Origin of the sequence: Streptomyces sp. D2-8 (assembly GCF_023184515.1) — a bacterium.
In the GTDB taxonomy this organism is placed as follows: Bacteria; Actinomycetota; Actinomycetes; order Streptomycetales; family Streptomycetaceae; genus Streptomyces.
The window spans coordinates 40,898-61,365 of the sequence record NZ_JAAHBP010000011.1; the positions used below are offsets into that span (position 1 = coordinate 40,898).

A 20,468-nucleotide genomic window follows, 5' to 3' on the forward strand; every position below is an offset into this window, starting at 1 on the left:
GTCCACATGGACGACCTCGACGACCTGCACGACATGGACCACCGGATCGTTTCGGCGCTCAGGGCGTGCGGCACCGACCCGCGTGTGGCCGGCGCCGCGCGTGCCCTGTCCTGGGCGGGGGAGCACGCTGCGCTGTGGCTCGCGGCGGGGCTCGCCGGAGCCGCCGTCGACGGCGGACGACGCGGCGCCTGGCTGCGCGGCACGGCCCTCACCGCCGGGGCGCACCTCGTCAGCATGGGGGTGAAACGGGTCGTGCGCAGGCCGCGCCCCGCACACGTCGAGCCCCTGGTGCGCACCGCCGGCCGGCACTCCTTCCCCAGCTCGCACGCCACCTCCGCCGCGGCCGCCGCGGTGGCCTTCGGCGCCCTGGGCGCACACGCGGTCCCGCCGCTCGCCGCCGCCGTGTGCGTCTCGCGTCTCGTGGCCGGCGTCCACTACCCCTCCGACGTCGCCGCAGGCGCGGCCCTGGGCGCCCTCACGGCCCGGCTCGGCGCCCGCTGGATGCGGGAAGGCGCCCACCATGACTGAGACGGCCGTCCTGCGGCAGCGCACTCACCAGGAGCCGCCCGCACCGCCCCGCAAGGGCCGTCTCCTGGCCGGTCTCCTCAGGACCGCGCGCCCCAGGCAGTGGGTCAAGAACGTCCTCGTGGTAGCCGCCCCGGCCGCCGCCGGCCAGCTCTTCTCCCGGCACGCCCTGATCCAGGTCGCCCTCGTCTTCGTCCTCTTCACCGCCTGCGCCGCCGCCGTCTACCTCGTCAACGACGCCCGCGACGCCGACGCCGACCGTGCCCACCCCACCAAGCGGCACCGCCCGGTCGCCGCCGGGCAGGTCCCCGTCCCCGTCGCCTACGCCGTCGGTGGCTGCCTCGGCATCCTCGCGCCCGCCGCGGCGGCCTGGCTGTGCGGCCCGGCCGTCGCCGCCCTGCTGACCGCCTACCTCGCCATGCAACTGGCCTACTGCATCAGCCTCAAGCACGTCCTCGTCGTCGATCTCGCCGTCGTCACCACCGGGTTCCTGATGCGGGCCATGGTCGGCGGACTCGCCCTCGGCATCCCGCTGTCGCGCTGGTTCCTGATCACCACCGGCTTCGGGGCGCTGTTCATGGTGTCGGCCAAGCGCTACTCGGAGGCCGTACAGATGGCCGGAAAGGCGGGCGCCACCCGCGCGTTGCTCACCGAGTACACCACCGGCTACCTCCGCTTCGTCTGGCAGCTCGCGGCCGGCGTCGCCGTCCTCGGCTACTGCCTGTGGGCCATGGAGGAGGGCGGCGTCCCGCACACCAGCGTGCTGCCCTGGCGCCAACTGTCCATGGTGGCCTTCATCCTGGCGATCCTCAGGTATGCCGTCTTCGCCGACCGCGGCACGGCCGGCGAACCCGAGGACGTCGTCCTGCGCGACCGCGCCCTCGCACTCATCGGCGTGGCCTGGGTGGCGATGTACGGCCTGGCCGTGGCGAACTGGTGACCACGCGCGCGTGGCGGAGCCCCGTGCTCCCGCGCCGCCGGGAACTGCTCGGCTTCGCCACCGTCGGTCTCCTCGCCTACGCCGTCGACCTCGCCCTCTTCACCGGCCTGCGCGGACCCGCCGGACTCGACCCGTTGACCGCCAAGTCCCTGTCCTTCCTGGCCGCCTGCACGGTCGCCTACGCGGGCAACGCCCTCGGCCCCTACCGGACCACACGCGCACCGGGTCTGCGCCCGTACGCCGCGTTCTTCGCGGTGAACCTCGCCGGAGCCGCCGTCCAACTGCTCTGCCTGGCCGTCAGCCACTACGGCCTCGGACTCACCTCGCAGCGCGCGGACACCGTCTCCGGCGCGGTCATCGGTATGGCACTGGCCACAGTCCTGCGGTTCTGGGGTACCCGTACATGGGTGTTCCGGGCGGAGGGCAGAGTCGGATCATGGACTGGCTGAAAAAGCTCCCGGTGATCGGGCCGTGGGCGGAGCGACTGATGATCACGCACGCGTGGCGGTCGTACGAGCGGCTGGACCGCGTGAAGTGGACGCGGCTGGCCGCCGCGATGACCTTCACGAGTTTCGTCGCACTGTTCCCGCTGCTGACGGTGTCCGCCACCATCGCCGCCGCCACGCTCAGCACCGAGCAGCAGGACACGCTGCAGGACAAGATCGCCGAGCAGGTGCCCGGCATCTCCGACCAACTGGACATCGCCGGCCTGGTGGACAACGCCGGCACGATCGGCCTCATCGCGGGCGCCCTGCTGCTGTTCACCGGCATCAACTGGGCCGGCTCGATGCGCGAGTGCCTGCGCGCGGTGTGGGAGCTGCCCGACGACGAGGAGAACCCGGCCCTGCGCTACGCCAAGGACGCGGGGGTCCTGGTCGGCCTCGGCGGCGCGCTCCTCGTCACCATCGCCGCCTCCGCCGTCGCCTCCGCGATGATCGGGTGGATCACCCGGCAGCTGGGCATCGACGAGGGCGGCTGGAGCGGCGTCCTGCTGCACATCGCCGCGTTCCTGATCGCCGTACTCGCCGACTTCCTGCTCCTGCTCTACGTCCTGACCCTGCTGCCCGGCGTCGAGCCCACGCGCCACCGCCTGTTCGTGGCGGCGCTGACCGGCGCGATCGGCTTCGAACTGCTGAAGCTGCTGCTCAGCGGCTATCTGCAGGGCGTGGCCGCGAAGAGCATGTACGGCGCGTTCGGCGTGCCCGTCGCGCTGCTGCTGTGGATCAACTTCACCTCGAAGCTGGTGCTGTTCTGCGCCGCCTGGACGGCGACGCAGAGCAAGGAGGACGAAGTCCCGGGCCTCACGGGCGCGTCCGGCGGCGCACCAGATCCGGCAGCGGCCACCGGCGGTTGACCAGGAACGCGCCGCCCGCGAGCAGCACCAGCACCCCGCCTGTGATGCCGAGCGCGGTCCCGATGCCGCTGGAGCCGTCCGCGGCCGGGGCGCCGGCCACCGGCTTCCCACCGGTCCCGGCCGTGCCGCCGCCGTCCCCGGAGCCGCCTGCCTCGCCCGAGGGGTTCGCGCCGGGCTGGGCACCGGCCTGCGCGGCGCTCTTCGGCGGCACCAGCTCGCCCACCGGCCGCACCTTGCCGGCCGCCTTGAAGCCCCAGTCGAACAGCCGGGCCGTCTCCTTGTAGACCTCGTTGTGCTCGTCCTTCTCCGGCTTCATCACCGTGACCAGCAGCACCTTGCCGTTCCGCTCGGCGACACCGGTGAAGGTGGCGCCGGCGTTGGTGGTGTTGCCGTTCTTGACGCCCGCGATGCCCTGGTAGACGGGCACGTCCGAGTCGCCGGCGAGCAGCCGGTTGGTGGTCTGGATCTCGAAGGACTCGCGGACCTTCTTGCCCTTCTTCGTCTGCCCCGGGAACTTGGCGCTGACCGTCGAGCTGTACTCCCGGAAGTCCTTCTTCTGCAGCCCCGAGCGGGCGATCAGTGTCAGGTCGTACGCGGAGGAGACCTGCCCCTCGGCGTCGTAGCCGTCCGGGCTGACGACGTGCGTGTCGAGGGCCTGGAGCTCCTCGGCGTGCTCGTTCATCTCCTCGACGGTGTTGTCGACGCCCTTGTTCATCGCCGACAGCACGTGCACGGCGTCGTTGCCGGAGCGCAGGAAGACGCCGAGCCACAGGTCGTGGACCGTGTACGTCTCCTCCTCCTTTATCCCGACCATGCTGGAGCCCGAGCCGATGCCCGCCAGATCGGAGGGGACGACCTTGTGCTTGGTGTCCCTCGGGAACTTCGGCAGCAGCGTGTCCGCGAACAGCATCTTCAGCGTGCTCGCCGGGGCGAGGCGCCAGTGCGCGTTGTGCGCGGCCAGCACATCACCCGACTCGGCGTCGGCCACGATCCAGGAGCGGGCGCTCAGGTCCTTCGGGAGCACCGGCACGCCGCTCGCCAGGTTCACCTGCGTCCCCGGCTGCCCGAGCCGGGCGCCGCCCACGGTCGACATCGACGCCGGGGGAGTGGCCGAGGGGCTCGCCGACGGGCTGCCCGAGGGGCTCGGGGCGGCGACGGCGGCGGGTGCGGCCAGGGCGAGGGACGACAGGACGGCGGAGGTGACCAGCAGGGATCGCCTGATGGTCTTCTTCGGAGCGGGCACGGTCGGAAACGTACATGCCGCACGGGGGGAAGTCCCGCCCCCGGCCCCACCCCGGGAAAGGAACCGGACAGGCTCTGGCGATACTGGTCTCATGCTGTGCTCATCCGGGGGACAACCCCCGGACCCCCGGCCGGCCCCGGGAGCTCGGCGCTGTGATGAAAGGTCTGATTTTGTGAAGCTCAGCCGCCCCGTCTCCTGGTTCCTGCTCGCCTTCGGGGTGTGGAGCTGGGTCATCTGGATCACTTTCGTCAAGAACCTTGTCAAGGACAGCAGCGGGCTCGCGTTCGACGACGGTCATCCCACGGCCTACTTCTGGGTGCACCTGCTGCTCGCCGTCGTTTCCTTCGTATTGGGGACGGCCGTCGGGGCCATCGGGTTGCGTGGTCTGCGCGCACTGCGCCGGACGTCATAGCGGCGATCGGGAGACACGACACCGTGGTCATCGTTTTCGTACTCGTCGCAGCGCTGGTCCTGGCCGTCATCGTGACGGCCAACTGGTACGTCTGGCGCCGTCTGTTCCGCGACACGACCCGAGGCCCGGGCGGCACGCGCCGCGCGGGTGCGGTCCTGATCGCCGGCGGCTGGATCCTGGCGATCACGGCCCTGGTCGCGGAACGCGCGGGCGCCCCGTTCTGGCTCCAGCAGGTCCTCGCCTGGCCGGGCTTCCTGTGGCTGGCCCTGTCGATATACCTGCTGCTGGCGGTGCTGGCCGGCGAGATCGTCCGCCCGCTGCTGCGCCGCTTCCTCGAACACCGGGCGAGACGAACGGACCAGGGCCCGCAGCCCGGGCCGGAGCCGGCTCCGACCCCCGATCGGGCCGGCCCCACCGAAGCCACGACGGCGGACCGACCTCCCGCCGCGACCGTCTCCCCGGGGGCGACCGCCCCGCAGACGAACGGCGGCGGCACGCCCCCGGCGACCGCCTCCCGGCCCGACCGCGGCGGTGGCACGGCCCCCGCGACCGCGCCCGCGACCGCCTCGCAGGCGGGCGGTGCCGGTGGAGCGACCGCCTCCGCGACCGCTCCCCACCCGCAGAGCGCCCCCGTATCCGACACCCCCGAGGGCTCCGCGGAGCCCTCCGCCGCCCCGGACACGGCCGACGCCGTCATCCCCACCGGCCCCTCCCGCCGCCTCTTCGTCTCCCGGGTCGTCGCCGGGGCCGCAGCGGCCGCTGCCGTCGGGACCGTGGGGTACGGGACGTACGGCGTGCTGCGCGGGCCGAAGGTCAAGCGGGTCACCGTGCCGCTGGCCAGACTGCCGCGCGCCGCGCACGGGTACCGGATCGCCGTGGTCAGTGACGTGCACCTCGGCCCGGTCCTGGGACGCGGCTTCGCGCAGAAGGTCGTCGACACGATCAACGCGACCCAGCCGGACCTGATCGCGGTCGTCGGCGACCTGGTCGACGGCAGTGTGAAGGACCTGGGCCCGGCGGCCGCCCCGCTCGCCCAGCTGAGGGCCCGCCACGGGTCCTACTTCGTCACCGGTAACCACGAGTACTTCTCCGGCGCCGGGCAGTGGGTCGAGGAGGTCCGCCGCCTGGGCCTGCACCCCCTGGAGAACGCCCGCAGGGAGATGCCGTACTTCGACCTGGCCGGAGTCAACGACGTCGCGGGCGAGGACGAGGGCCAGGGCCCCGACTTCGCGAAGGCGCTCGGCGACCGGGACACCGCACGCGCCTGCGTGCTGCTCGCCCACCAGCCCGTCCAGATCCACGACGCCGTCGAGCACGGCGTCGACCTCCAGCTCTCCGGCCACACCCACGGCGGCCAGCTCTGGCCCGGCAACCTCATCGCCTCCGGCGTCAACCCCACCCTCGCCGGCCTGGAGCGCTACGGCGACACCCAGCTCTACGTCTCACGCGGCGCCGGCGCCTGGGGCCCGCCCACCCGCGTGGGCGCACCGTCGGACATCACCCTGATCGAGCTCGCGTCGAAGCAGGCCTGACCGCGCGCACCCTCGGCCCGTCGACCTGTGCGGCGACGGCCTGCCCCGGCCGAGGTTCAGGGATCGGTGCGCCGCCGGGCCGCCGGGTCGGGGATGGCGTTCGTCATGCCCGGCAGGAACTCCGTGAACAGCTCGTGCACCTCGCGCACCAGCGGCCGCAGCACCCGGAAGCGGGCCAGGGCGACGCCCCGCGCCGTGAGCCGGGCGCCGCGCTCGGCCAGCCGGTAGCTGCGCTCGCGCCCCTCGGTGCGGTCGAAGATCCAGTACAGGACGAGCCCCATCTGGGACAGCCACATCAACTCGGGCAGGATCTCCCGCAGTTCCTCGGGCACCTTGGTCTTCGTGGCCCCGGCGAGCACCTCCCGGTGGACGCTGATGGCCTCCTCGCGCGCGTGCTCCGACTCGGGGGAGAAGGGGCTGAGCGGGCTGTCCGGGTCGGCGGCGTTCTTGAAGAACTGCACCGCGAACTCGTGGTACGGCGCGGCGATGTCGAGCCAGGCCCGCAGCACTCCCGCCAGGCGGGCCTCCAGGTCGCTCTCCCGGTCCAGGATCTCCCGGACCGCCACCTGGTGCTCGGCGGCGATCCGGTCGTAGAAGCCCTGGATCAGGTGCTCCTTGCCCGCGAAGTAGTAGTACGCGTTGCCGACGGAGACACCGGCCTCCGTGGCGATGGCCCGCATCGTCGTCTTGTCGTAGCCGCGCTCCTGGAACAGCCGCATGGCCGTCTCCAGGATCAGGGCGCGGGTCTGCTCGGACTTGGTGGGGGTGGCGCCGTCGTCGGGGCCGTCGTTCTTCGCGGGCACGGAAAGAGAGCCTAACGTCAGCACCGGTGCGGCTACCGAGGGGCGCAGGTGCCGTCGGCGCAGCCCGGTGGGGTGTAGCTCCAGCCGCCGGCGGGGTCGTACGACCACCCGTCCGCCCGCCGGTACACCCGGCCGTCCCACCGCGCGCCGCCGCGCCGCCCCCGGTGCCCCTGCGCCCCGCGCCACTTGGCGGCGGCGAGCACCGCCCCCTTGGCGAGCCGGGCGCCGGACGGGGTGCTCAGCCGGTGGGCGAGCGGCCGGTGCTCGCGCAGTGCCCACAGGGTGACGACCCAGGCGGCGGGCCCTTGGTAGACCTGCCCGGCGTCGCCGACGACGGTGATCTCGTCGAGGGTGGCGCCGTGGTCGAGGCCGGGGAAGCGCCGCCGGGCCTCCTCGGAGGCGGCCGGGACCAGCTCCAGCGGCACCAGTTGGCGCTGCCGCAGGAGCCAGTCGCGCAGGAACGCGCACAGGGAGCACTCGGCGTCGTACAGGACGGTGAGCCGGCGGACCGGTGCGATCGCGTTCACGCGGGCCTCCGCTCAGGCCCGCGCCGACGGGGCGGCCCAGCCCTGCGGCGGCACCGGCGGCACCTGCTCCCGCTCCATGGCGCCCCGGCGCCGGATCCGGTTGAGCACGTAGACGTTGCCCAGGTGCATCACGCCGAGCACCAGCAGCACCACGCCGAGCTTGGTCGACAGGGCCTCGAAGATGCCGCGCGCGTCGGTGATGGTCTCGTCGTCGCTCAGGTACAGCGCGACGAACCCGAGGTTGACGAGGTAGAAGCCGACCACCAGGAGGTGGTTGACGGCGTCGGCGAGCTTCTCGTTGCCGTGCAGCACGTCGGCGAGGAAGATCCTCCCGTTCTTGCTGAGCGTGCGGGCCACCCAGACGGTCAGACCGATGCTGACCAGCAGGTAGATGACGTAGGCGATGACCGTGCGGTCCATTGCCCCACCCTTCTTGAACACGTTCAAAATGCTGTCGGGGGCGACTCTAGACCTACTTTTGAACATGTTCAACACGAGGTCCGGGGTGATTGTCAGTGGCGCCTCGTACCGTCGTCGGCATGGGAATCGTGACGTTCGTCGACGAGACGACGGCGGGGGAGCGGCGGACGGCCTGGGGGCTGGAGATCGCCGAAGAGCGGCTGACCGTACGGGAACTGATCCGGCGCCGGGTGTTCCAGGAGGTCGCGGAGTACAACGCCCGCACGCCGGAGGTCTTCCAGGGCCTCGTGCGGCCCGAGGACACCGAACGCGTGCTGAACGGCTACGCGGTGCGCACGCCCCGCCGGATCGACCCCGACGCGCAGACGGCCCTGGCCGAGCGGGCCTTCGCAGGGAACGGCTTCCTGGTGCTGGTGGGGGACCGTCAGGTCACCGACCCGGACGAGGAGATCGAGCTGACCCTCGGCACCGAGGTCACGTTCCTGAAGCTCGTCCCCCTGGTCGGTGGCTGATGACTGCCTTCCGCACCCCCCGGTCGCACACGGACCGGCTGCGCAACAGGATCGCCGACGGCGACACCGGCCGGGTCGCCGACGAGGCACTGCGCATCATGGACTCCAGCCGCGGCAGCTGGGGCGGAGGCTGGGAGCAGGTGCTGGACCAGCTCCGGGCCCTGCCGGCCGACAACCGCCGCGAGCTGCTGCACGCCCTGGCCGACCGCTTCGACCAGGCCGGTGACGACACGGAGGCCCGCTGCCGCCATCTCGCCCTGTGCGCCCTGGTCTCCGAGGGCCTCGGCGGCGCGGAGAACCTGACCCTGCGATCCTGAGCCAGTTGTGAGACGAGCCCCGGCCGCACGCCCCGGCGACGTCACCCGATGCCGATACGGGTCTTCCAGTAGTCGGCACGGGCGATGATCTCCGTACCGGAGCCGCTACTCCTACGACGCGACCGGCACCATCACCTCCAACGCACGCAAGCTCAGCGAGGCGACGGGCAGCACATGGGACACCCAGTGCTTCACGTACGACGTGTTGGGCGAACCGGCCCATGCGTGGCCGTCGAAGATCGAGCCGCCCTGCGACTCAGTCGCTCACCCTCGGCCGGCCGGCCTTGAGGATTTCCGCCACGTCGAGGGTCACCTTGGCACCGATGGAGTCCGGCAGAGTGACGAGTTCGCCCGGGGCATGCGGACGGTGGTTCTCGTAGGTGCCTCCGACCGGGGCGGTCAGGACGTGGAGGCGCTGGTGCTTGCGGTCCACGACGACGTAGACCGGGACCTTCGCCTCGGCGTAGGCGGCGACCTTCGTCTTGAGGTCGTCCTTCCAGTTGCCGGAGGTGACCTCCAGTACGAGACGGAAACAGGCCGGGTCGTACGCGTTGTTCTCGACGAGGTGGTCGTCGATGTCGGCGTCCACTACCACGAGGTCCGGGATGGCGTAGTCCTCGGCGCCGGTGGGGAGCCAGAGGCCGACATTCTGGAGAACCTCGGTCTCGCCGTTGTGCAGGCCGGCGGCGATGAACGGGACCATGAGGCCGGTGAGGGCTCGGGCATGAGGTGCATCCGGGGACGGGGTCACGAGGAGATGGCCTCCGATGATCTCGACGCGGTAGCCCGGATGGCGCTCCATGATCTCGTCGGCGATGGTCGTCAGGGTGACCGGCTCTTCGTCGTGGAAGGGCTGCTCGACGGAAGCTGCGGACATCAGATGCCTCCTGGGAACTGGTGCCGAGAGCATCATCGTAGGTCGGACCCGGCCCGCACGTCCGTCCCGGGCGCCTTCACTCGAAGGTGTGGCATATGCCAGAGGGCCCCGTCTCCAGCGGAAACAGGGCCCTCATGAGTAAGCGGCCGAGCTCAGAAGCGGCGCGTGATCAGCGCCCGCTTCACCTCGGCGATCGCCTTCGTGACCTCGATGCCGCGCGGGCAGGCGTCCGTGCAGTTGAACGTCGTGCGGCAGCGCCAGACGCCGTCGCGGTCGTTGAGGATCTCCAGGCGCTGCTCGCCGGCCTCGTCACGCGAGTCGAAGATGAAGCGGTGCGCGTTGACGATGGCGGCCGGGCCGAAGTACTGGCCGTCGTTCCAGAAGACCGGGCACGACGTGGTGCAGGCCGCGCAGAGGATGCACTTCGTCGTGTCGTCGAACCGCTCGCGGTCCTCGGCCGTCTGGAAACGCTCACGCGTCGGCTCGTTCGTGTCCTTCGTGATGAGGAAGGGCATGACGTCGCGGTACGCCTGGAAGAACGGCTCCATGTCGACCACGAGGTCCTTCAGGACCGTGAGGCCCTTGATGGCCTCGACCGTGATCGGCTTCTCGGGATTGATGTCCTTGATCAGCGTCTTGCAGGCCAGGCGGTTCTTGCCGTTGATCCGCATGGCGTCCGAGCCGCAGATGCCGTGCGCGCAGGACCGGCGGAACGTCAGCGTGCCGTCCAGGTCCCACTTGATCTTGTGGAGGGCGTCGAGGACGCGCTCCTTCGGGTCGATCTCGACCTGGAAGTCCTCCCAGGTGGCGTCCGCCGCGACCTCCGGGTTGAACCGGCGGATGCGGAAGGTGACCGTGATGTAGGGGGAGTCGGCGAAACCGGGCTCGGGCTTGCCGGCCGCGTCTTCCTTGTCCAGAACAGGGGTAGCCATCAGTACTTACGCTCCATCGGCTGGTAGCGGGTCTGGACGACCGGCTTGTAGTCGAGACGGACGGTTTCGGAGCCGTCGGCGCCGACCTCGCGGTACGCCATGGTGTGCCGCATGAAGTTGACGTCGTCGCGGTTCGGGTAGTCCTCACGGTAGTGACCGCCGCGGGACTCCTTGCGGGCGAGCGCGGAGACGGCCATGACCTCGGCGAGGTCGAGCAGGTTGCCCAGCTCGATGGCCTCCAGCAGGTCCGTGTTGAACCGCTTGCCCTTGTCCTGGATCGCCACGTTCTTGTAGCGCTCGCGCAGCTCCGCGATCTTCTCGACCGCCGTCTTGATCGTCTGCTCGGTGCGGAACACCATGACGTTGGCGTCCATGGTGTCCTGCAGCTCACGCCGCAGCTCCGCCACCCGCTCGGTGCCGGTGGCGTCGCGCAGCCGCTCCACCTGCTCGACCACGAGCTCCGCCGGGTTCTCCGGCAGCTCGACGAACTCGGCCTTCTGCGCGTACTCCGCGGCGGCGATGCCGGCGCGCTTGCCGAAGACGTTGATGTCCAGCAGCGAGTTCGTGCCGAGGCGGTTGGCGCCGTGGACGGAGACGCAGGCGACCTCGCCCGCGGCGTACAGACCGGGAACGACCGTGGTGTTGTCCGCCAGGACCTCACCCTCGACGTTCGTCGGGATGCCGCCCATGGCGTAGTGCGCGGTGGGCTGGATCGGGATCGGGTCCGTGTAGGGCTCGATGCCGAGGTAGGTGCGGGCGAACTCCGTGATGTCCGGGAGCTTCGCGTCCAGCTGCTCCGGCGGGAGGTGCGTGAGGTCGAGGTAGACGTGGTCGCCCTCGGGGCCGCAGCCGCGGCCCTCACGGATCTCCGTGTAGATGGAGCGCGAGACGACGTCACGGGACGCGAGGTCCTTCATGACCGGCGCGTACTTCTCCATGAAGCGCTCGCCGTCCTTGTTGCGGAGGATGCCGCCCTCACCGCGGGCGCCCTCCGTCAGCAGGATGCCCATGCGCCAGATGCCGGTCGGGTGGAACTGGAAGAACTCCATGTCCTCCAGCGGCAGGCCGCGGCGGTAGACCGCCGCCTGGCCGTCACCGGTCAGCGTGTGCGCGTTGGACGTCACCTTGAAGAACTTGCCGCAGCCGCCGGACGCGTAGACCACGGACTTCGCCTGGAAGACGTGGATCTCACCGGTCGCCAGCTCGTACGCCACGACACCGGCCGACTTCTTGACGCCGTCGACCTCGGTGATCAGCTGGTCCAGGACGTAGAACTCGTTGTAGAACTCCACGCCCTCCTTGACGCAGTTCTGGTACAGCGTCTGGAGGATCATGTGGCCCGTGCGGTCGGCCGCGTAGCAGGAGCGGCGGACCGGGGCCTCGCCGTGGTTGCGCGAGTGACCGCCGAAGCGGCGCTGGTCGATGGTGCCGTTCGGGGTGCGGTTGAACGGCAGGCCCATCTTCTCCAGGTCGAGGACCGAGTCGATGGCCTCCTTCGCCAGGATCTCGGCGGCGTCCTGGTCGACCAGGTAGTCACCGCCCTTGACCGTGTCGAAGGTGTGCCACTCCCAGTTGTCCTCCTCCACGTTGGCGAGCGCGGCGGCCATGCCGCCCTGCGCGGCGCCCGTGTGGGAGCGGGTGGGGTAGAGCTTGGTCAGCACGGCGGTGCGGCTGCGCTTCGTGGACTCGATGGCCGCGCGCATGCCCGCGCCACCGGCGCCGACGATGACGGTGTCGTACTTGTGGATCTTCATGATTCTCGCAACCCCGTGCCTAGCGGATGTTCGGGTCGAAGGTGAAGATCACCAGCGTGCCCAGCAGGATGGTGAACACCGTGGCGGTGTAGAGCAGGCCCTTGAGCCACAGCCGGGTGTTCGCGCGCTCCGCGTAGTCGTTGATGACCGTGCGCAGGCCGTTGGCGCCGTGCAGCATGGCGAGCCACAGCATCAGCAGGTCCCAGACCTGCCAGAACGGGGACGCCCAGCGGCCCGCCACGAAGGCGAAGCCGATCTTGGAGACGCCGCCGTCCAGCACGAGCTGGATCAGCAGGTGGCCGAGGACCAGGACGACCAGCACGACGCCCGACAGGCGCATGAAGAGCCAGGCGGCCAGTTCGAAGTTGCCCCGGGTGGTCTTCGGGGTCTTCTTGGTGCGCTGGCGCGGGGCCTCGATGAAGGGCGCCGGGTTGTCGACGGTGTAGACGGCGCCGCCCTCGACGGGGCCGACACCGGCGGCGGTCTTCTCAGACGTGGACATTGGCGTCAGCTCCCGAAGAGTTCACGAGCGGCGTGGCCGAGGACGGGGTAGATCGCCCCGAGCATCAGCACGACCCACAGGGCGACGACGGTCCAGAGCATCTGCTTCTGGTAGCGGGCGCCCTTGATCCAGAAGTCGACGGCGATGACACGCAGGCCGTTGAGCGCGTGGAAGAGGATGGCGGCGACGAGGCCGTACTCCAGCAGCGCGACGATCGGCGTCTTGTACGTGGCCACGACGGTGTCGTAGGCCTCAGGGGACACGCGGACGAGGGCGGTGTCCAGCACGTGGACGAACAGGAAGAAGAAGATGAGGACGCCGGTGACTCGATGAGCCACCCAGGACCACATTCCTTCCCGGCCGCGGTACAGCGTTCCAGCCGGCACGGAAGTTTCCTCCGGGAGCGGGGATTGGGGCCGCGCCGGCTTGGTGTGTCGGTCGGGCCCGGCCGGGTACGGTCCACCGGCCCCCAGCATCGTAGCGATGTGCTGCGGCCGGGCTGCGCCGGGGTCTGGCTGTGTGATCAAACTGGCATGCGTACGGGCTAGCGGAAACAGCTTCTGGGGTGGGGTGTCCTGTTATCCGCCGGGTGCGGGTGTGCTGTGGTGGTTCGCGCGGTTCCCCGCGCCCTTGAGGGCGCTGACCAGCCGCCCGCTCGCCAGGCGCCGGAGCTCATCGGCCACGACCGCCCGCTCTTCTTCCGGATCGTTCGTCAATCGTGACCGGATGGCTTCGAGGAGGCGGTCCAGGGTCTCGGACGGGGAGACGCCGTCCAGACAGATGACGAACACGTGCCCGAAGCGGGCCTCGTATGCGGCGTGCGCCGCGCTGAGGGCGGTGTGGGCCGCGGAGTAGGTGTCCGGCGGGAGCGTGGGCAGGGGCTCGGCCGCCAGTGCTTCCGTGAGGTCGGGCCAGGTCAGGTCGTAGGCCGCCTCGTCCGCGGCGGCCAGCAGCGAGTCCAGGTCCGGATAGGGGCGGTGGTCCGCGACGCGCCGGGCCCAGCGCAGGCTGCGCAGGCAGGACAGGAGGGCCTGCTCCAGCTCCTGTGCGGAGGCTGCGTTGAAGAAGTGCTCCACCGGTATGGCGAGCCGGCCGGGGAGGTCTGGGAGAGGGTGCGCAGGCAGCGTGGGTCCTCGTGGGCGTCACGTGTGTCGGCAGGGCAAGTTGTGAGAGATGTGACGTCACGCTATCGAGTATGGCCATGACGTGTCCGAAGGATGCATGAATTTCACCCGGGAGAGAGGGTTTCGGAACGCGTGGTGGACGCGCGCCAGGCGGTCTCGGGTTTTAGGTTGGCCGTGTGAGTCAGCACAGGCGCCGGACTTCGGCGAAGCAGGAGAAACAGCGGCAGGTGCTGGTCGTGGCCATGGCTGTAGCCCTGGTCGTGGTCGCGGCCGGGGTGAGTCTTGGGCTCTGGGCGGCCTCGGGCGGCGACGGCGGGTCCACGGGCTCGCAGGCCGGATCCTCGCAGGGGGGCACCGCGGCCGCGCCCCCGGACGGAGCGCCGGAGGCGGCCCCCAGCCCGACCCGCTCCTACCCCCTGTCCGAGGCGCCCCGCACCATCCCCGCCGTGCGCGACCACGAGCCGGCGCGCGGCCCGGGCTGGCGCCCCGAGAAGGGCAACCGGGTGGTCGTGGACGACCCGGCCCTGGCCGACGAGGGGCGCCTGGTCGCCGGCGAGCTGGGCATGGCGTACGCGGGCGAGAAGGACGACAAGCGGGCCGGTGACCTGCGGCTGGCGCTGAACGGCGACAAGGGCGCGAACCCGGAGTCGTACGTGATGACCGTGCGCGACGGGCGGGCGGAGATCAACGGGCCGTCCGACGCGGGGGTCTTCTACGGCACCCGCACGCTCAAGCAGGAGACGCACGGCGGCGGCACGGCGCCCGAGGGGGTCGTGAAGGACGAGCCGGCCAAGCCGTCACGCGGGTTCATGCTGGACATCGCCCGCAAGCCCTTCACGGCCGGCTGGATCGAGGACCGGATCCGGGAGCTGGGCGATCTGAAGTTCAACCAGTTGGGGCTGCACTTCTCCGACGACCAGGGATTCCGGATCGAGTCGTCCTCGCATCCCGAGATCGTGTCCGAGCAGCATCTGACCAAGGCGCAGGTGCGGAAGATCATCGACCTCGCGCGGAGCCGGCACATCACGGTCGTGCCCGAGATCGACTCGCCCGGGCACCTCGGCGCGGTCCTCGACGCCCACCCCGACCTGCAGCTGCGCAGCGCGCAGGGGTCGGCGGTGCAGGGCGCCATCGACATCTCCAAGGCCGAGAGCGCCGAGATCGTCGACGACCTGCTCAACGAGTACGCGGACCTCTTCCCCGGCGGGCCGTGGCACCTCGGCGGTGACGAGTACCAGGCGCTGACCCGGTCGGACCCGGAGGCGTCGTTCCCGCAGCTGGCCGCCGCCGCCCAGGAGAAGTACGGCTCCGGCGCGACGGTCGCCGACCTCGCGACCGGTTGGCTGAACGACCGGGCCGACACCGTCCGGGCCCACCAGCGCACCCCGCGCGCGTGGAACGACGGCTTCTTCCGCGGTACGTCCGTCCAGGCCGCCAAGGACATCCAGGTCGCCTACTGGACCGGCAAGGAGATCGGCGCCCGGGCGCCCCTGGAGTACCTGCAAGCCGGCCGCAAGGTGATCAACTACAACGACGAGTTCCTGTACTACGTGCTCGGCGAGCCGCAGACCTTCGTCTACCCGACGGGGCAGCGGATCTACGAGCAGTGGACGCCGCGGGTGCTGCGCGGCACCGCGGCCGTGCCGGCGCGCTATGACGGCCAGATCCTCGGCGGGTCCTTCGCCGTGTGGTGCGACCTCGCGAACTCCCAGACGCAGGACCAGGTGGCGGCCGGGATCCGGATGCCGCTGCGGGCGACCGTCCAGAAGCTGTGGGACCCGGACAAGCCCGAGCTGTCCTGGACGGAGTTCCGGGCACTGGCGGACAGGCTCGGCTGACCGGCACGAATTGGCTCATACGGCTGCGAACTCCCGTACGACTGTGGTGGTCTTCTGACGCAGGGCAGCGTCGAATATGCCGGGGGGAACCGGGACATGGGCTATTGGGGATACTTCGTCGTCGGGCGGGGGGAGCGGCCGCTGCCGGAGCTGGACGCGCTGGCGGCGGCCGGGGACGGTCCGACGCAGCGCGCCTTCGCGCCGGGCGGATGGCAGGTGTGGGAGTACCCGAGCAGCGACGGCGACATCGGGAACATGAACGCCCTCGCCCAGGAGACCGGGGCGCCCGCGCTCTTCGGGTACGTCATGAACAGCGAGTGCGTGGTGCTGGAGGCCGCGGCTGTGGAGAGCGGGGCGTGGACGACCTGTCTCGCGCGCTCCGCCATGGCCGGGTACCTGGGGGCGAACCGGGAGGGCCTCACGCTGGAGGACTACTTCCTGGAACCCGGCGACGCCGCCGAGCGCGCCGTGCGCTGGGCCGCCGAGGCCGGGTGCGAGGTGAACGCCGACGCCCTGATGGACGTACTGACGTCAGACCCCGAGCCTCCCCCACTCTCGGCTTCGCTCGAGCGGGGGGACCCCCAGGCCGAAAACCTCTTGTTCCGCTTCCTCGACAGACTGGGCGTGGGGCCCCTGTGACACTCCGGGGCCGTTGCACGCAGTAAGGGGAAGTGCGGGTTCCGTGAGGGGTGAGGGCTGGCAGTGGCCTGATCGGGCCCCGGAGAAGGCCCGCGGAGGGAGGCGTGGATGAGCCTGGTGGAGTTGATCGCACAGGCCGACGAACGCGGGCTGGCCGCGAGCGGGCTGGCTTGTATGGATCGGTGCGTGCCCCTGCTGGGCGGCGACGACGAGATCCTGCGGCCGGTGTGGGCGAGCCTCAGCGACGGCGCCGGTGCCGATGAATGGGGCGAACGCCTGGAGCAGGCGCGCGGCAAGCTGGACGCGGCCGGCGCCGGGGACGAGGCGGTCGTGCTCGCCCACCGGATGCTCGAGGCCGCTCCCGTGGAGCGGTCCGCCGCGGAAGTCCGGGTGTGGGCCGACGCCTGCTCCGTCGCCTCCCTGCAGATCCACCGGCTCCTGGACACCGCCGAGGACGACGCCTCGTCCGTCGACTCCCGCCGCGAGGGCCGTACGGACGGCATGTCACCCCTCGTCGCCGCCGAACTGCGCCGCCAGATCACCGTCCTGGAGGTCCTGGCCGGACACGGCCCGGCCGGGCTGCGCCGGGCGCTGGAGGTGTCGGTGGAGGGGCGGCGGGTACTGCGCGCGGTGGTGTCCCGCCGGAGCCGGCAACAGGGCTGAAGGGCGGCGCCCGCCGATAGCCCTGACCGGCCTAAACCCGGTTCCTGGAAGGGTCCTGTGACTGTCCCTTGAGCGAGGTGGGGTGGTCCTGCGCCGCTTCGGGGAAGTCGCCGATTCCGGGTGACGAAACGCTTCGCCGCAGCGCTTTCCGGGATGTGACGACTCAAGCGGAGACCAGGCCATCGGCGGCTGCCAAGCCGCTGCGATGGGCGGCGGACACAGTGGCGACGATGCGCGAGGGAGCGCGACTGCGCCTCGACTACTCGGCGCAGAGCCTGTGGAGCATCGACCGGATGATCGAGGGGATACGGCGGGAGGGAGCGCCCTACGCCGCCGTCGAGGCGGTGCTGCGCGGCTTCGGCGCCTATGCCGGTGAGGTGATGGCGCGTCAGACCGGCGCCGAGTGGTGGGCGACGGGCGGCGACCACTGGCTCCGCACCCCCGACGGGCGCCTGTGGGACCCCATCGACGAGGCCCGCCGCTGCTACGCCGGTCATGGATCGCTGCGGCTGCTGTGCCGGGACGCGGTGGGCACCGGGTCCCGGCGGTAGCGTCAGCGCGCGAGCACGTCCTCGTCCTCGTCCCGGGGCACCGGCGGCTCCTGAGCGGCCTCGGCCGTCTTGCCGGCGTTCGCGGCCAGGGTGCGGATCTCGGGCAGGTCGTCATAGAGGTTCTGCCCGGGGCACTCGGTCGGGTAGCCGTCGCGGTGGCCGGAGATGCGGTGGAAGGTCCCCTTCTGGCCTAGCTTGTACTTGCCGTTGTCGGCACCGGAGGTCAGGACGACCGTCCCGGTCGGGTCGATGCCGTAGAGGCCGAGCTTCCACGCCGTGACCTTCGCGACCGACTCGCGCACCACGGCGTTCGTGGCCGTCGTGGAGTAGTTGCCGAGCACCGAGACGCTGCTGGTGGCGGTGTTGAACCCGTAGGCGTGCGCGCCGAGGACGGGCTTGTCCATACCGCCCGCACGGCCCTCGAAGACGGTGCCGCACTTGTCGACGAGGAAGTGGTAGCCGATGTCGTTCCAGCCGTTGCTCTGCACGTGGTAGAGGAACACGCCGCGCACGATGGACGCCGACTCGGAGCAGGCGTAGTCGTTGGTGCCCGCCGTGTGGTGGACGAACATCGCCTTGGTGTCGCCGGTATAGGTGGGCGGGTCCTTCACCAGGGACTCGTCGGCGCCCCAGGCGGCGCGCGACGTCACGGCGGGACGCTCGGCCGCGAGCGGCCCGGCGGCCGGCTCGACGACGTCCCTCTCGACGACGTCCGGTTCGACGACCGCGGTGTGCACGCCGTCCGACCCGGCCTCGGGATCGACCAGTTCGACGCGCAGCCCCGCCGGCAGGCGCGAGCCCGAGACGCGCACCTGGACGCCGTCCGAGGGTCCGGTCCACAGCGGCTGGGTGCTGCCGCGCACACCGGCCCGGTCCCGTTCGGGGCCGGCCTCGGGCGTACGGACGTCGGTCTCCAGGGGGCGCCACGCGCTCCACGCGCCGCTCTCCCGGGAGCGGGTGCGCACCTGGACGGTGCCGTCCAGGGTCGCGTCCGGGTCGTCCCAGGTGACACCGATCAGGCTGAACGGCTCGGTGGTGCGCGGGGCGAGGGACCGCTCACGGGGGTCGCCGCCCGGCACCCGGACGGTGTGCACACCGTCCGAGGAGACGGCCCGGGCGGGCTGGGTCAGGCCGAGGGCACCGAGGGCCAGAGCGGTGGCGACGGCGGTGCGCAGGAGGCGGGGTGTCATACGGCGCTCGCCTTTCGTGGGCGGTTCCATCGCGAGCAGAGCTCCCCGGTACGTCACTTGGCCGAAACCTCTGCGGGGCCGGGCTCCCGAGAACGGCGGGCCGGGTTGACCCGAACGGTCGTCGGCGCCCCGTGCCTGACGCGCTGTGACACTTCCGTGCGGACCGGCGCTGATGAGCGTGGGAGGGCGCGCACTCGGCACGGACGAGGACGGTACTTGGGTCAGGGAGCGGAACCCCGGCGAGGGCAGACGTACGACGGGGAACTGGGCGCGGCCGTCACGCGGGCCCAGCAGGGTGACGAGGCGGCCTTCGCGGTCGCCTACCGGCTTGTGCAGCCCGGACTGCTCGGCTATCTGCGCGGCCTGGTCGGGGACGACGCGGAGGACGTGGCGTCCGACGCCTGGCTGGAGATCGCCCGGGACCTCGGGCGGTTCCGGGGCGACGGGGCCGGCTTCCGCGGCTGGACGGCGACCATCGCCCGGCACCGGGCGCTGGACCACCTGCGCCGGCAGCGGGTACGGCCCCGGTCGTCCGCGCTGGAGCAGGACGTCCTGGAACTGCCCGGACCGCAGAGCACGCATGACCAGGCGCTGGAGGCCATCTCCACCGAGCAGGCCCTGGAGCTGGTCCGGGGCCTGCCGCGCGACCAGGCCGAGGCCGTGCTGCTGCGCGTCGTGGTCGGTCTCGACGGCCCGGCCGCCGCGCGGGTCCTGGGCAAGCGCCCGGGCGCGGTGCGCACGGCCGCCTACCGGGGCCTGAAACGCCTCGCCGGGCAGCTGGGCGTGGAGAGTGTGACGGATGAGGCTCACCGGACGCTGGGTGAGTCGACGTGAGCGGAACCGGTGGTTTCGCGGACGGTCCGGGCGGGTCGCGCGGACTCGGCGCTCTGAACAGGGCGGACCGGCGGGACGTACTGGGGCCCGGCGGGCCGGCAGGCGCAGGCGGAACAGACGGATCGATCGGATCGAGCAGGGACGGACACGGACATGGGTGAACGGCAGAGCGACGGCGGGCTTTCCGGCCGTGGTTCCCGGCACGCCGTCCTCGACTCCGACGTGGAGGCGCTGATCGTCGCCTCCCTCATCCGGGACGGTGTCGACGCCGAGGCCGAACAGCGGGCCGTGGCCGCCTTCCGGGCCGCCCGGGACGCCGGTGCCCCGCGGACGCGCACCCGTCGCCGGGACGACTGGCGTGCCCGGGAACGGCGCTGCCTGGGGCGGTCCCTGAAGACGACGCTCTCCCTGCTGCTCGCCAGTCTCACGCTGGGCGGCGTCGCGGTGGCGGCGATCGGCGTGGCGGGATCGTCGGAGGACGGCACGAAGGACACCCCCGAGCGTCGGCCCGCCCCGAGCAGTGCCCCGCGCGACCCGGCGGGGACGCCTCCTCGCGGCAGCCACAGCCCCGGCACCGGCTCGGCCCCGGCGCACCCGGACCGGCCGGACACCGCCCAGGACACCGAGGCCGCCCACTGCCGCGCCTATGAGCGGGCCGGGCGACGCGGCAAGGCCATGGAGGCGACGTCCTGGCAGCGTCTCGTGGCCGCCGCGGGCGGTGAGAGGAACGTCACGGCGTACTGCGCCGGGCAGCTGGACGAGCCGAAGGGCAGGAGCGGCGGCGCGGAGAACGACGACCCCGCCAAGGCCGAGGGCACTCCCGCCCCGAACAGCGGTGCGGGCGACGGGCCGGACGGCGGCACGGGCAAGAGCCGGAGCGAGGGCAAGCGCTCCCAGCCCAACGGCCGCCAGTAGCTCCCGGCCAACGGCCGTCAGTAGTAAGAGATTCCGCGAACGGCGGCCGTGACCGCCGGGCGAT

The 20,468-nt window shown here is 71.5% G+C and carries 25 protein-coding genes; 14 read left to right on the top strand and 11 right to left on the bottom strand.

The window, feature by feature from the left end:
- The first annotated feature begins 6 nt into the window (after positions 1-6).
- The 4 genes from G3I77_RS20590 to G3I77_RS20605 are packed head-to-tail and all read left to right on the top strand — an operon-like array spanning position 7 to position 2,819.
- Positions 7-528 carry a phosphatase PAP2 family protein gene (locus tag G3I77_RS20590; RefSeq protein ID WP_248505857.1) on the top strand — a complete coding sequence of 174 codons (522 nt, stop codon included), beginning with the start codon at positions 7-9 and terminating at the stop codon, positions 526-528.
- Complete coding sequence (locus G3I77_RS20595) at positions 521-1,465, top strand: decaprenyl-phosphate phosphoribosyltransferase (RefSeq protein WP_248505859.1); 945 nt, start codon at positions 521-523, stop codon at positions 1,463-1,465. The genes G3I77_RS20590 and G3I77_RS20595 overlap by 8 nt, the downstream gene beginning before the upstream one ends.
- The gene (locus G3I77_RS20600) at positions 1,462-1,914 is read left to right on the top strand and encodes a GtrA family protein (protein WP_374385947.1); all 453 of its coding nucleotides are present in this window, start codon (positions 1,462-1,464) and stop codon (positions 1,912-1,914) included. The genes G3I77_RS20595 and G3I77_RS20600 overlap by 4 nt, the downstream gene beginning before the upstream one ends.
- The gene (locus G3I77_RS20605; protein ID WP_248505861.1) at positions 1,902-2,819 is read left to right on the top strand and encodes a YihY/virulence factor BrkB family protein; all 918 of its coding nucleotides are present in this window, start codon (positions 1,902-1,904) and stop codon (positions 2,817-2,819) included. Before G3I77_RS20600 ends, G3I77_RS20605 begins: the two co-directional genes overlap by 13 nt.
- Here G3I77_RS20605 and G3I77_RS20610 read toward each other — a convergent pair.
- Complete coding sequence (locus tag G3I77_RS20610; protein ID WP_248505863.1) at positions 2,767-4,062, bottom strand: D-alanyl-D-alanine carboxypeptidase; 1,296 nt, start codon at positions 4,060-4,062, stop codon at positions 2,767-2,769. The genes G3I77_RS20605 and G3I77_RS20610 overlap by 53 nt on opposite strands.
- A 172-nt stretch (positions 4,063-4,234) precedes the next feature.
- Here G3I77_RS20610 and G3I77_RS20615 point away from each other — a divergent pair, with 172 nt between their 5' ends.
- Together G3I77_RS20615 and G3I77_RS20620 are read left to right on the top strand one after the other, a co-directional pair.
- On the top strand, positions 4,235-4,474 hold the full coding sequence (locus G3I77_RS20615; protein WP_086838581.1) for an SCO4848 family membrane protein: 240 nt from the start codon (positions 4,235-4,237) through the stop codon (positions 4,472-4,474).
- Between the two features lie 23 nt (positions 4,475-4,497).
- The gene (locus G3I77_RS20620) at positions 4,498-6,006 is read left to right on the top strand and encodes a metallophosphoesterase (protein WP_248505864.1); all 1,509 of its coding nucleotides are present in this window, start codon (positions 4,498-4,500) and stop codon (positions 6,004-6,006) included.
- A 56-nt stretch (positions 6,007-6,062) separates the two neighbouring features.
- On the opposite strand, the gene G3I77_RS20625 is transcribed toward G3I77_RS20620, so the two are convergent.
- From G3I77_RS20625 to G3I77_RS20635, 3 genes are read right to left on the bottom strand one after another with little or no spacing between them, the layout of a single operon-like run.
- Positions 6,063-6,809, bottom strand: a complete 747-nt coding sequence (locus G3I77_RS20625) for a TetR family transcriptional regulator (RefSeq protein WP_248505866.1) — start codon at positions 6,807-6,809, stop codon at positions 6,063-6,065.
- A 32-nt stretch (positions 6,810-6,841) separates the two neighbouring features.
- On the bottom strand, positions 6,842-7,336 hold the full coding sequence (locus G3I77_RS20630) for a DCC1-like thiol-disulfide oxidoreductase family protein (protein WP_248505868.1): 495 nt from the start codon (positions 7,334-7,336) through the stop codon (positions 6,842-6,844).
- 12 nt (positions 7,337-7,348) lie between these two features.
- Positions 7,349-7,756, bottom strand: a complete 408-nt coding sequence (locus G3I77_RS20635) for a hypothetical protein (RefSeq protein ID WP_248505870.1) — start codon at positions 7,754-7,756, stop codon at positions 7,349-7,351.
- A gap of 119 nt (positions 7,757-7,875) precedes the next feature.
- Between G3I77_RS20635 and G3I77_RS20640 the strand changes: the two genes are divergently transcribed.
- Entirely contained in the window at positions 7,876-8,268 is a 393-nt protein-coding gene (locus tag G3I77_RS20640; protein ID WP_248505872.1) for a hypothetical protein, read from the top strand.
- Positions 8,268-8,585 carry a hypothetical protein gene (locus G3I77_RS20645; RefSeq protein ID WP_248505874.1) on the top strand — a complete coding sequence of 106 codons (318 nt, stop codon included), beginning with the start codon at positions 8,268-8,270 and terminating at the stop codon, positions 8,583-8,585. The genes G3I77_RS20640 and G3I77_RS20645 overlap by 1 nt, the downstream gene beginning before the upstream one ends.
- 256 nt (positions 8,586-8,841) lie before the next feature.
- On the opposite strand, the gene G3I77_RS20650 is transcribed toward G3I77_RS20645, so the two are convergent.
- From G3I77_RS20650 to G3I77_RS20675, 6 genes are all read right to left on the bottom strand, one after another.
- Positions 8,842-9,462: a Uma2 family endonuclease gene (locus tag G3I77_RS20650; RefSeq protein WP_248505876.1), complete on the bottom strand. Its 621-nt coding sequence runs from the start codon at positions 9,460-9,462 to the stop codon at positions 8,842-8,844.
- Positions 9,463-9,614: 152 nt separating this feature from the next.
- Positions 9,615-10,394, bottom strand: a complete 780-nt coding sequence (locus tag G3I77_RS20655) for a succinate dehydrogenase iron-sulfur subunit (RefSeq protein WP_248505878.1) — start codon at positions 10,392-10,394, stop codon at positions 9,615-9,617.
- A complete protein-coding gene (gene sdhA, locus G3I77_RS20660; protein ID WP_248505880.1) occupies positions 10,394-12,148 on the bottom strand; it encodes a succinate dehydrogenase flavoprotein subunit in 1,755 nt (584 codons plus the stop codon). The genes G3I77_RS20655 and sdhA overlap by 1 nt, the downstream gene beginning before the upstream one ends.
- Positions 12,149-12,167: 19 nt before the next feature.
- Complete coding sequence (locus G3I77_RS20665; protein WP_107455798.1) at positions 12,168-12,650, bottom strand: succinate dehydrogenase hydrophobic membrane anchor subunit; 483 nt, start codon at positions 12,648-12,650, stop codon at positions 12,168-12,170.
- A 5-nt stretch (positions 12,651-12,655) separates the two neighbouring features.
- Positions 12,656-13,036 carry a succinate dehydrogenase, cytochrome b556 subunit gene (gene sdhC / locus G3I77_RS20670; RefSeq protein WP_031107855.1) on the bottom strand — a complete coding sequence of 127 codons (381 nt, stop codon included), beginning with the start codon at positions 13,034-13,036 and terminating at the stop codon, positions 12,656-12,658.
- A gap of 192 nt (positions 13,037-13,228) precedes the next feature.
- Positions 13,229-13,726, bottom strand: coding sequence for a 2-oxo-4-hydroxy-4-carboxy-5-ureidoimidazoline decarboxylase (locus G3I77_RS20675; protein WP_248505882.1), 498 nt, complete (start codon positions 13,724-13,726; stop codon positions 13,229-13,231).
- Positions 13,727-14,016: 290 nt separating this feature from the next.
- Between G3I77_RS20675 and G3I77_RS20680 the strand changes: the two genes are divergently transcribed.
- The 4 genes from G3I77_RS20680 to G3I77_RS20695 all read left to right on the top strand — a co-directional run bounded on the left by G3I77_RS20680 (position 14,017) and on the right by G3I77_RS20695 (position 17,465).
- A complete protein-coding gene (locus G3I77_RS20680) occupies positions 14,017-15,612 on the top strand; it encodes a glycoside hydrolase family 20 protein (RefSeq protein ID WP_248506120.1) in 1,596 nt (531 codons plus the stop codon).
- A gap of 96 nt (positions 15,613-15,708) precedes the next feature.
- Positions 15,709-16,251, top strand: a complete 543-nt coding sequence (locus G3I77_RS20685) for a hypothetical protein (protein ID WP_248505884.1) — start codon at positions 15,709-15,711, stop codon at positions 16,249-16,251.
- Between the two features lie 108 nt (positions 16,252-16,359).
- The gene (locus tag G3I77_RS20690) at positions 16,360-16,914 is read left to right on the top strand and encodes a hypothetical protein (protein WP_248505885.1); all 555 of its coding nucleotides are present in this window, start codon (positions 16,360-16,362) and stop codon (positions 16,912-16,914) included.
- A 155-nt stretch (positions 16,915-17,069) separates the two neighbouring features.
- A complete protein-coding gene (locus G3I77_RS20695) occupies positions 17,070-17,465 on the top strand; it encodes a hypothetical protein (RefSeq protein ID WP_248505887.1) in 396 nt (131 codons plus the stop codon).
- Positions 17,466-17,467: 2 nt separating this feature from the next.
- On the opposite strand, the gene G3I77_RS20700 is transcribed toward G3I77_RS20695, so the two are convergent.
- The gene (locus tag G3I77_RS20700; RefSeq protein WP_248505889.1) at positions 17,468-18,655 is read right to left on the bottom strand and encodes an N-acetylmuramoyl-L-alanine amidase; all 1,188 of its coding nucleotides are present in this window, start codon (positions 18,653-18,655) and stop codon (positions 17,468-17,470) included.
- A 216-nt stretch (positions 18,656-18,871) separates the two neighbouring features.
- Here G3I77_RS20700 and G3I77_RS20705 point away from each other — a divergent pair, with 216 nt between their 5' ends.
- A complete protein-coding gene (locus G3I77_RS20705; RefSeq protein ID WP_248505891.1) occupies positions 18,872-19,489 on the top strand; it encodes an RNA polymerase sigma factor in 618 nt (205 codons plus the stop codon).
- Positions 19,490-19,642: 153 nt separating this feature from the next.
- Positions 19,643-20,404, top strand: a complete 762-nt coding sequence (locus G3I77_RS20710) for a hypothetical protein (protein WP_248505894.1) — start codon at positions 19,643-19,645, stop codon at positions 20,402-20,404.
- Positions 20,405-20,468: the final 64 nt, after the last annotated feature.

Excerpts from the sequence above, each read along its gene's own strand:
- G3I77_RS20650 (WP_248505876.1), bottom strand. The coding sequence starts at position 9,462 with ATGTCCGCAGCTTCCGTCGAGCAGCCCTTCCACGACGAAGAGCCGGTC.
- G3I77_RS20700 (WP_248505889.1), bottom strand. The coding sequence starts at position 18,655 with ATGACACCCCGCCTCCTGCGCACCGCCGTCGCCACCGCTCTGGCCCTC.
- G3I77_RS20640 (WP_248505872.1), top strand. The coding sequence starts at position 7,876 with ATGGGAATCGTGACGTTCGTCGACGAGACGACGGCGGGGGAGCGGCGG.
- G3I77_RS20655 (WP_248505878.1), bottom strand. The coding sequence starts at position 10,394 with ATGGCTACCCCTGTTCTGGACAAGGAAGACGCGGCCGGCAAGCCCGAG.
- G3I77_RS20590 (WP_248505857.1), top strand. The coding sequence starts at position 7 with ATGGACGACCTCGACGACCTGCACGACATGGACCACCGGATCGTTTCG.
- sdhA (WP_248505880.1), bottom strand. The coding sequence starts at position 12,148 with ATGAAGATCCACAAGTACGACACCGTCATCGTCGGCGCCGGTGGCGCG.
- G3I77_RS20645 (WP_248505874.1), top strand. The coding sequence starts at position 8,268 with ATGACTGCCTTCCGCACCCCCCGGTCGCACACGGACCGGCTGCGCAAC.
- G3I77_RS20605 (WP_248505861.1), top strand. The coding sequence starts at position 1,902 with ATGGACTGGCTGAAAAAGCTCCCGGTGATCGGGCCGTGGGCGGAGCGA.
- G3I77_RS20690 (WP_248505885.1), top strand. The coding sequence starts at position 16,360 with ATGAGCCTGGTGGAGTTGATCGCACAGGCCGACGAACGCGGGCTGGCC.
- G3I77_RS20635 (WP_248505870.1), bottom strand. The coding sequence starts at position 7,756 with ATGGACCGCACGGTCATCGCCTACGTCATCTACCTGCTGGTCAGCATC.
- G3I77_RS20680 (WP_248506120.1), top strand. The coding sequence starts at position 14,017 with ATGGCTGTAGCCCTGGTCGTGGTCGCGGCCGGGGTGAGTCTTGGGCTC.
- G3I77_RS20685 (WP_248505884.1), top strand. The coding sequence starts at position 15,709 with ATGGGCTATTGGGGATACTTCGTCGTCGGGCGGGGGGAGCGGCCGCTG.
- G3I77_RS20665 (WP_107455798.1), bottom strand. The coding sequence starts at position 12,650 with ATGTCCACGTCTGAGAAGACCGCCGCCGGTGTCGGCCCCGTCGAGGGC.
- G3I77_RS20710 (WP_248505894.1), top strand. The coding sequence starts at position 19,643 with ATGGGTGAACGGCAGAGCGACGGCGGGCTTTCCGGCCGTGGTTCCCGG.
- G3I77_RS20595 (WP_248505859.1), top strand. The coding sequence starts at position 521 with ATGACTGAGACGGCCGTCCTGCGGCAGCGCACTCACCAGGAGCCGCCC.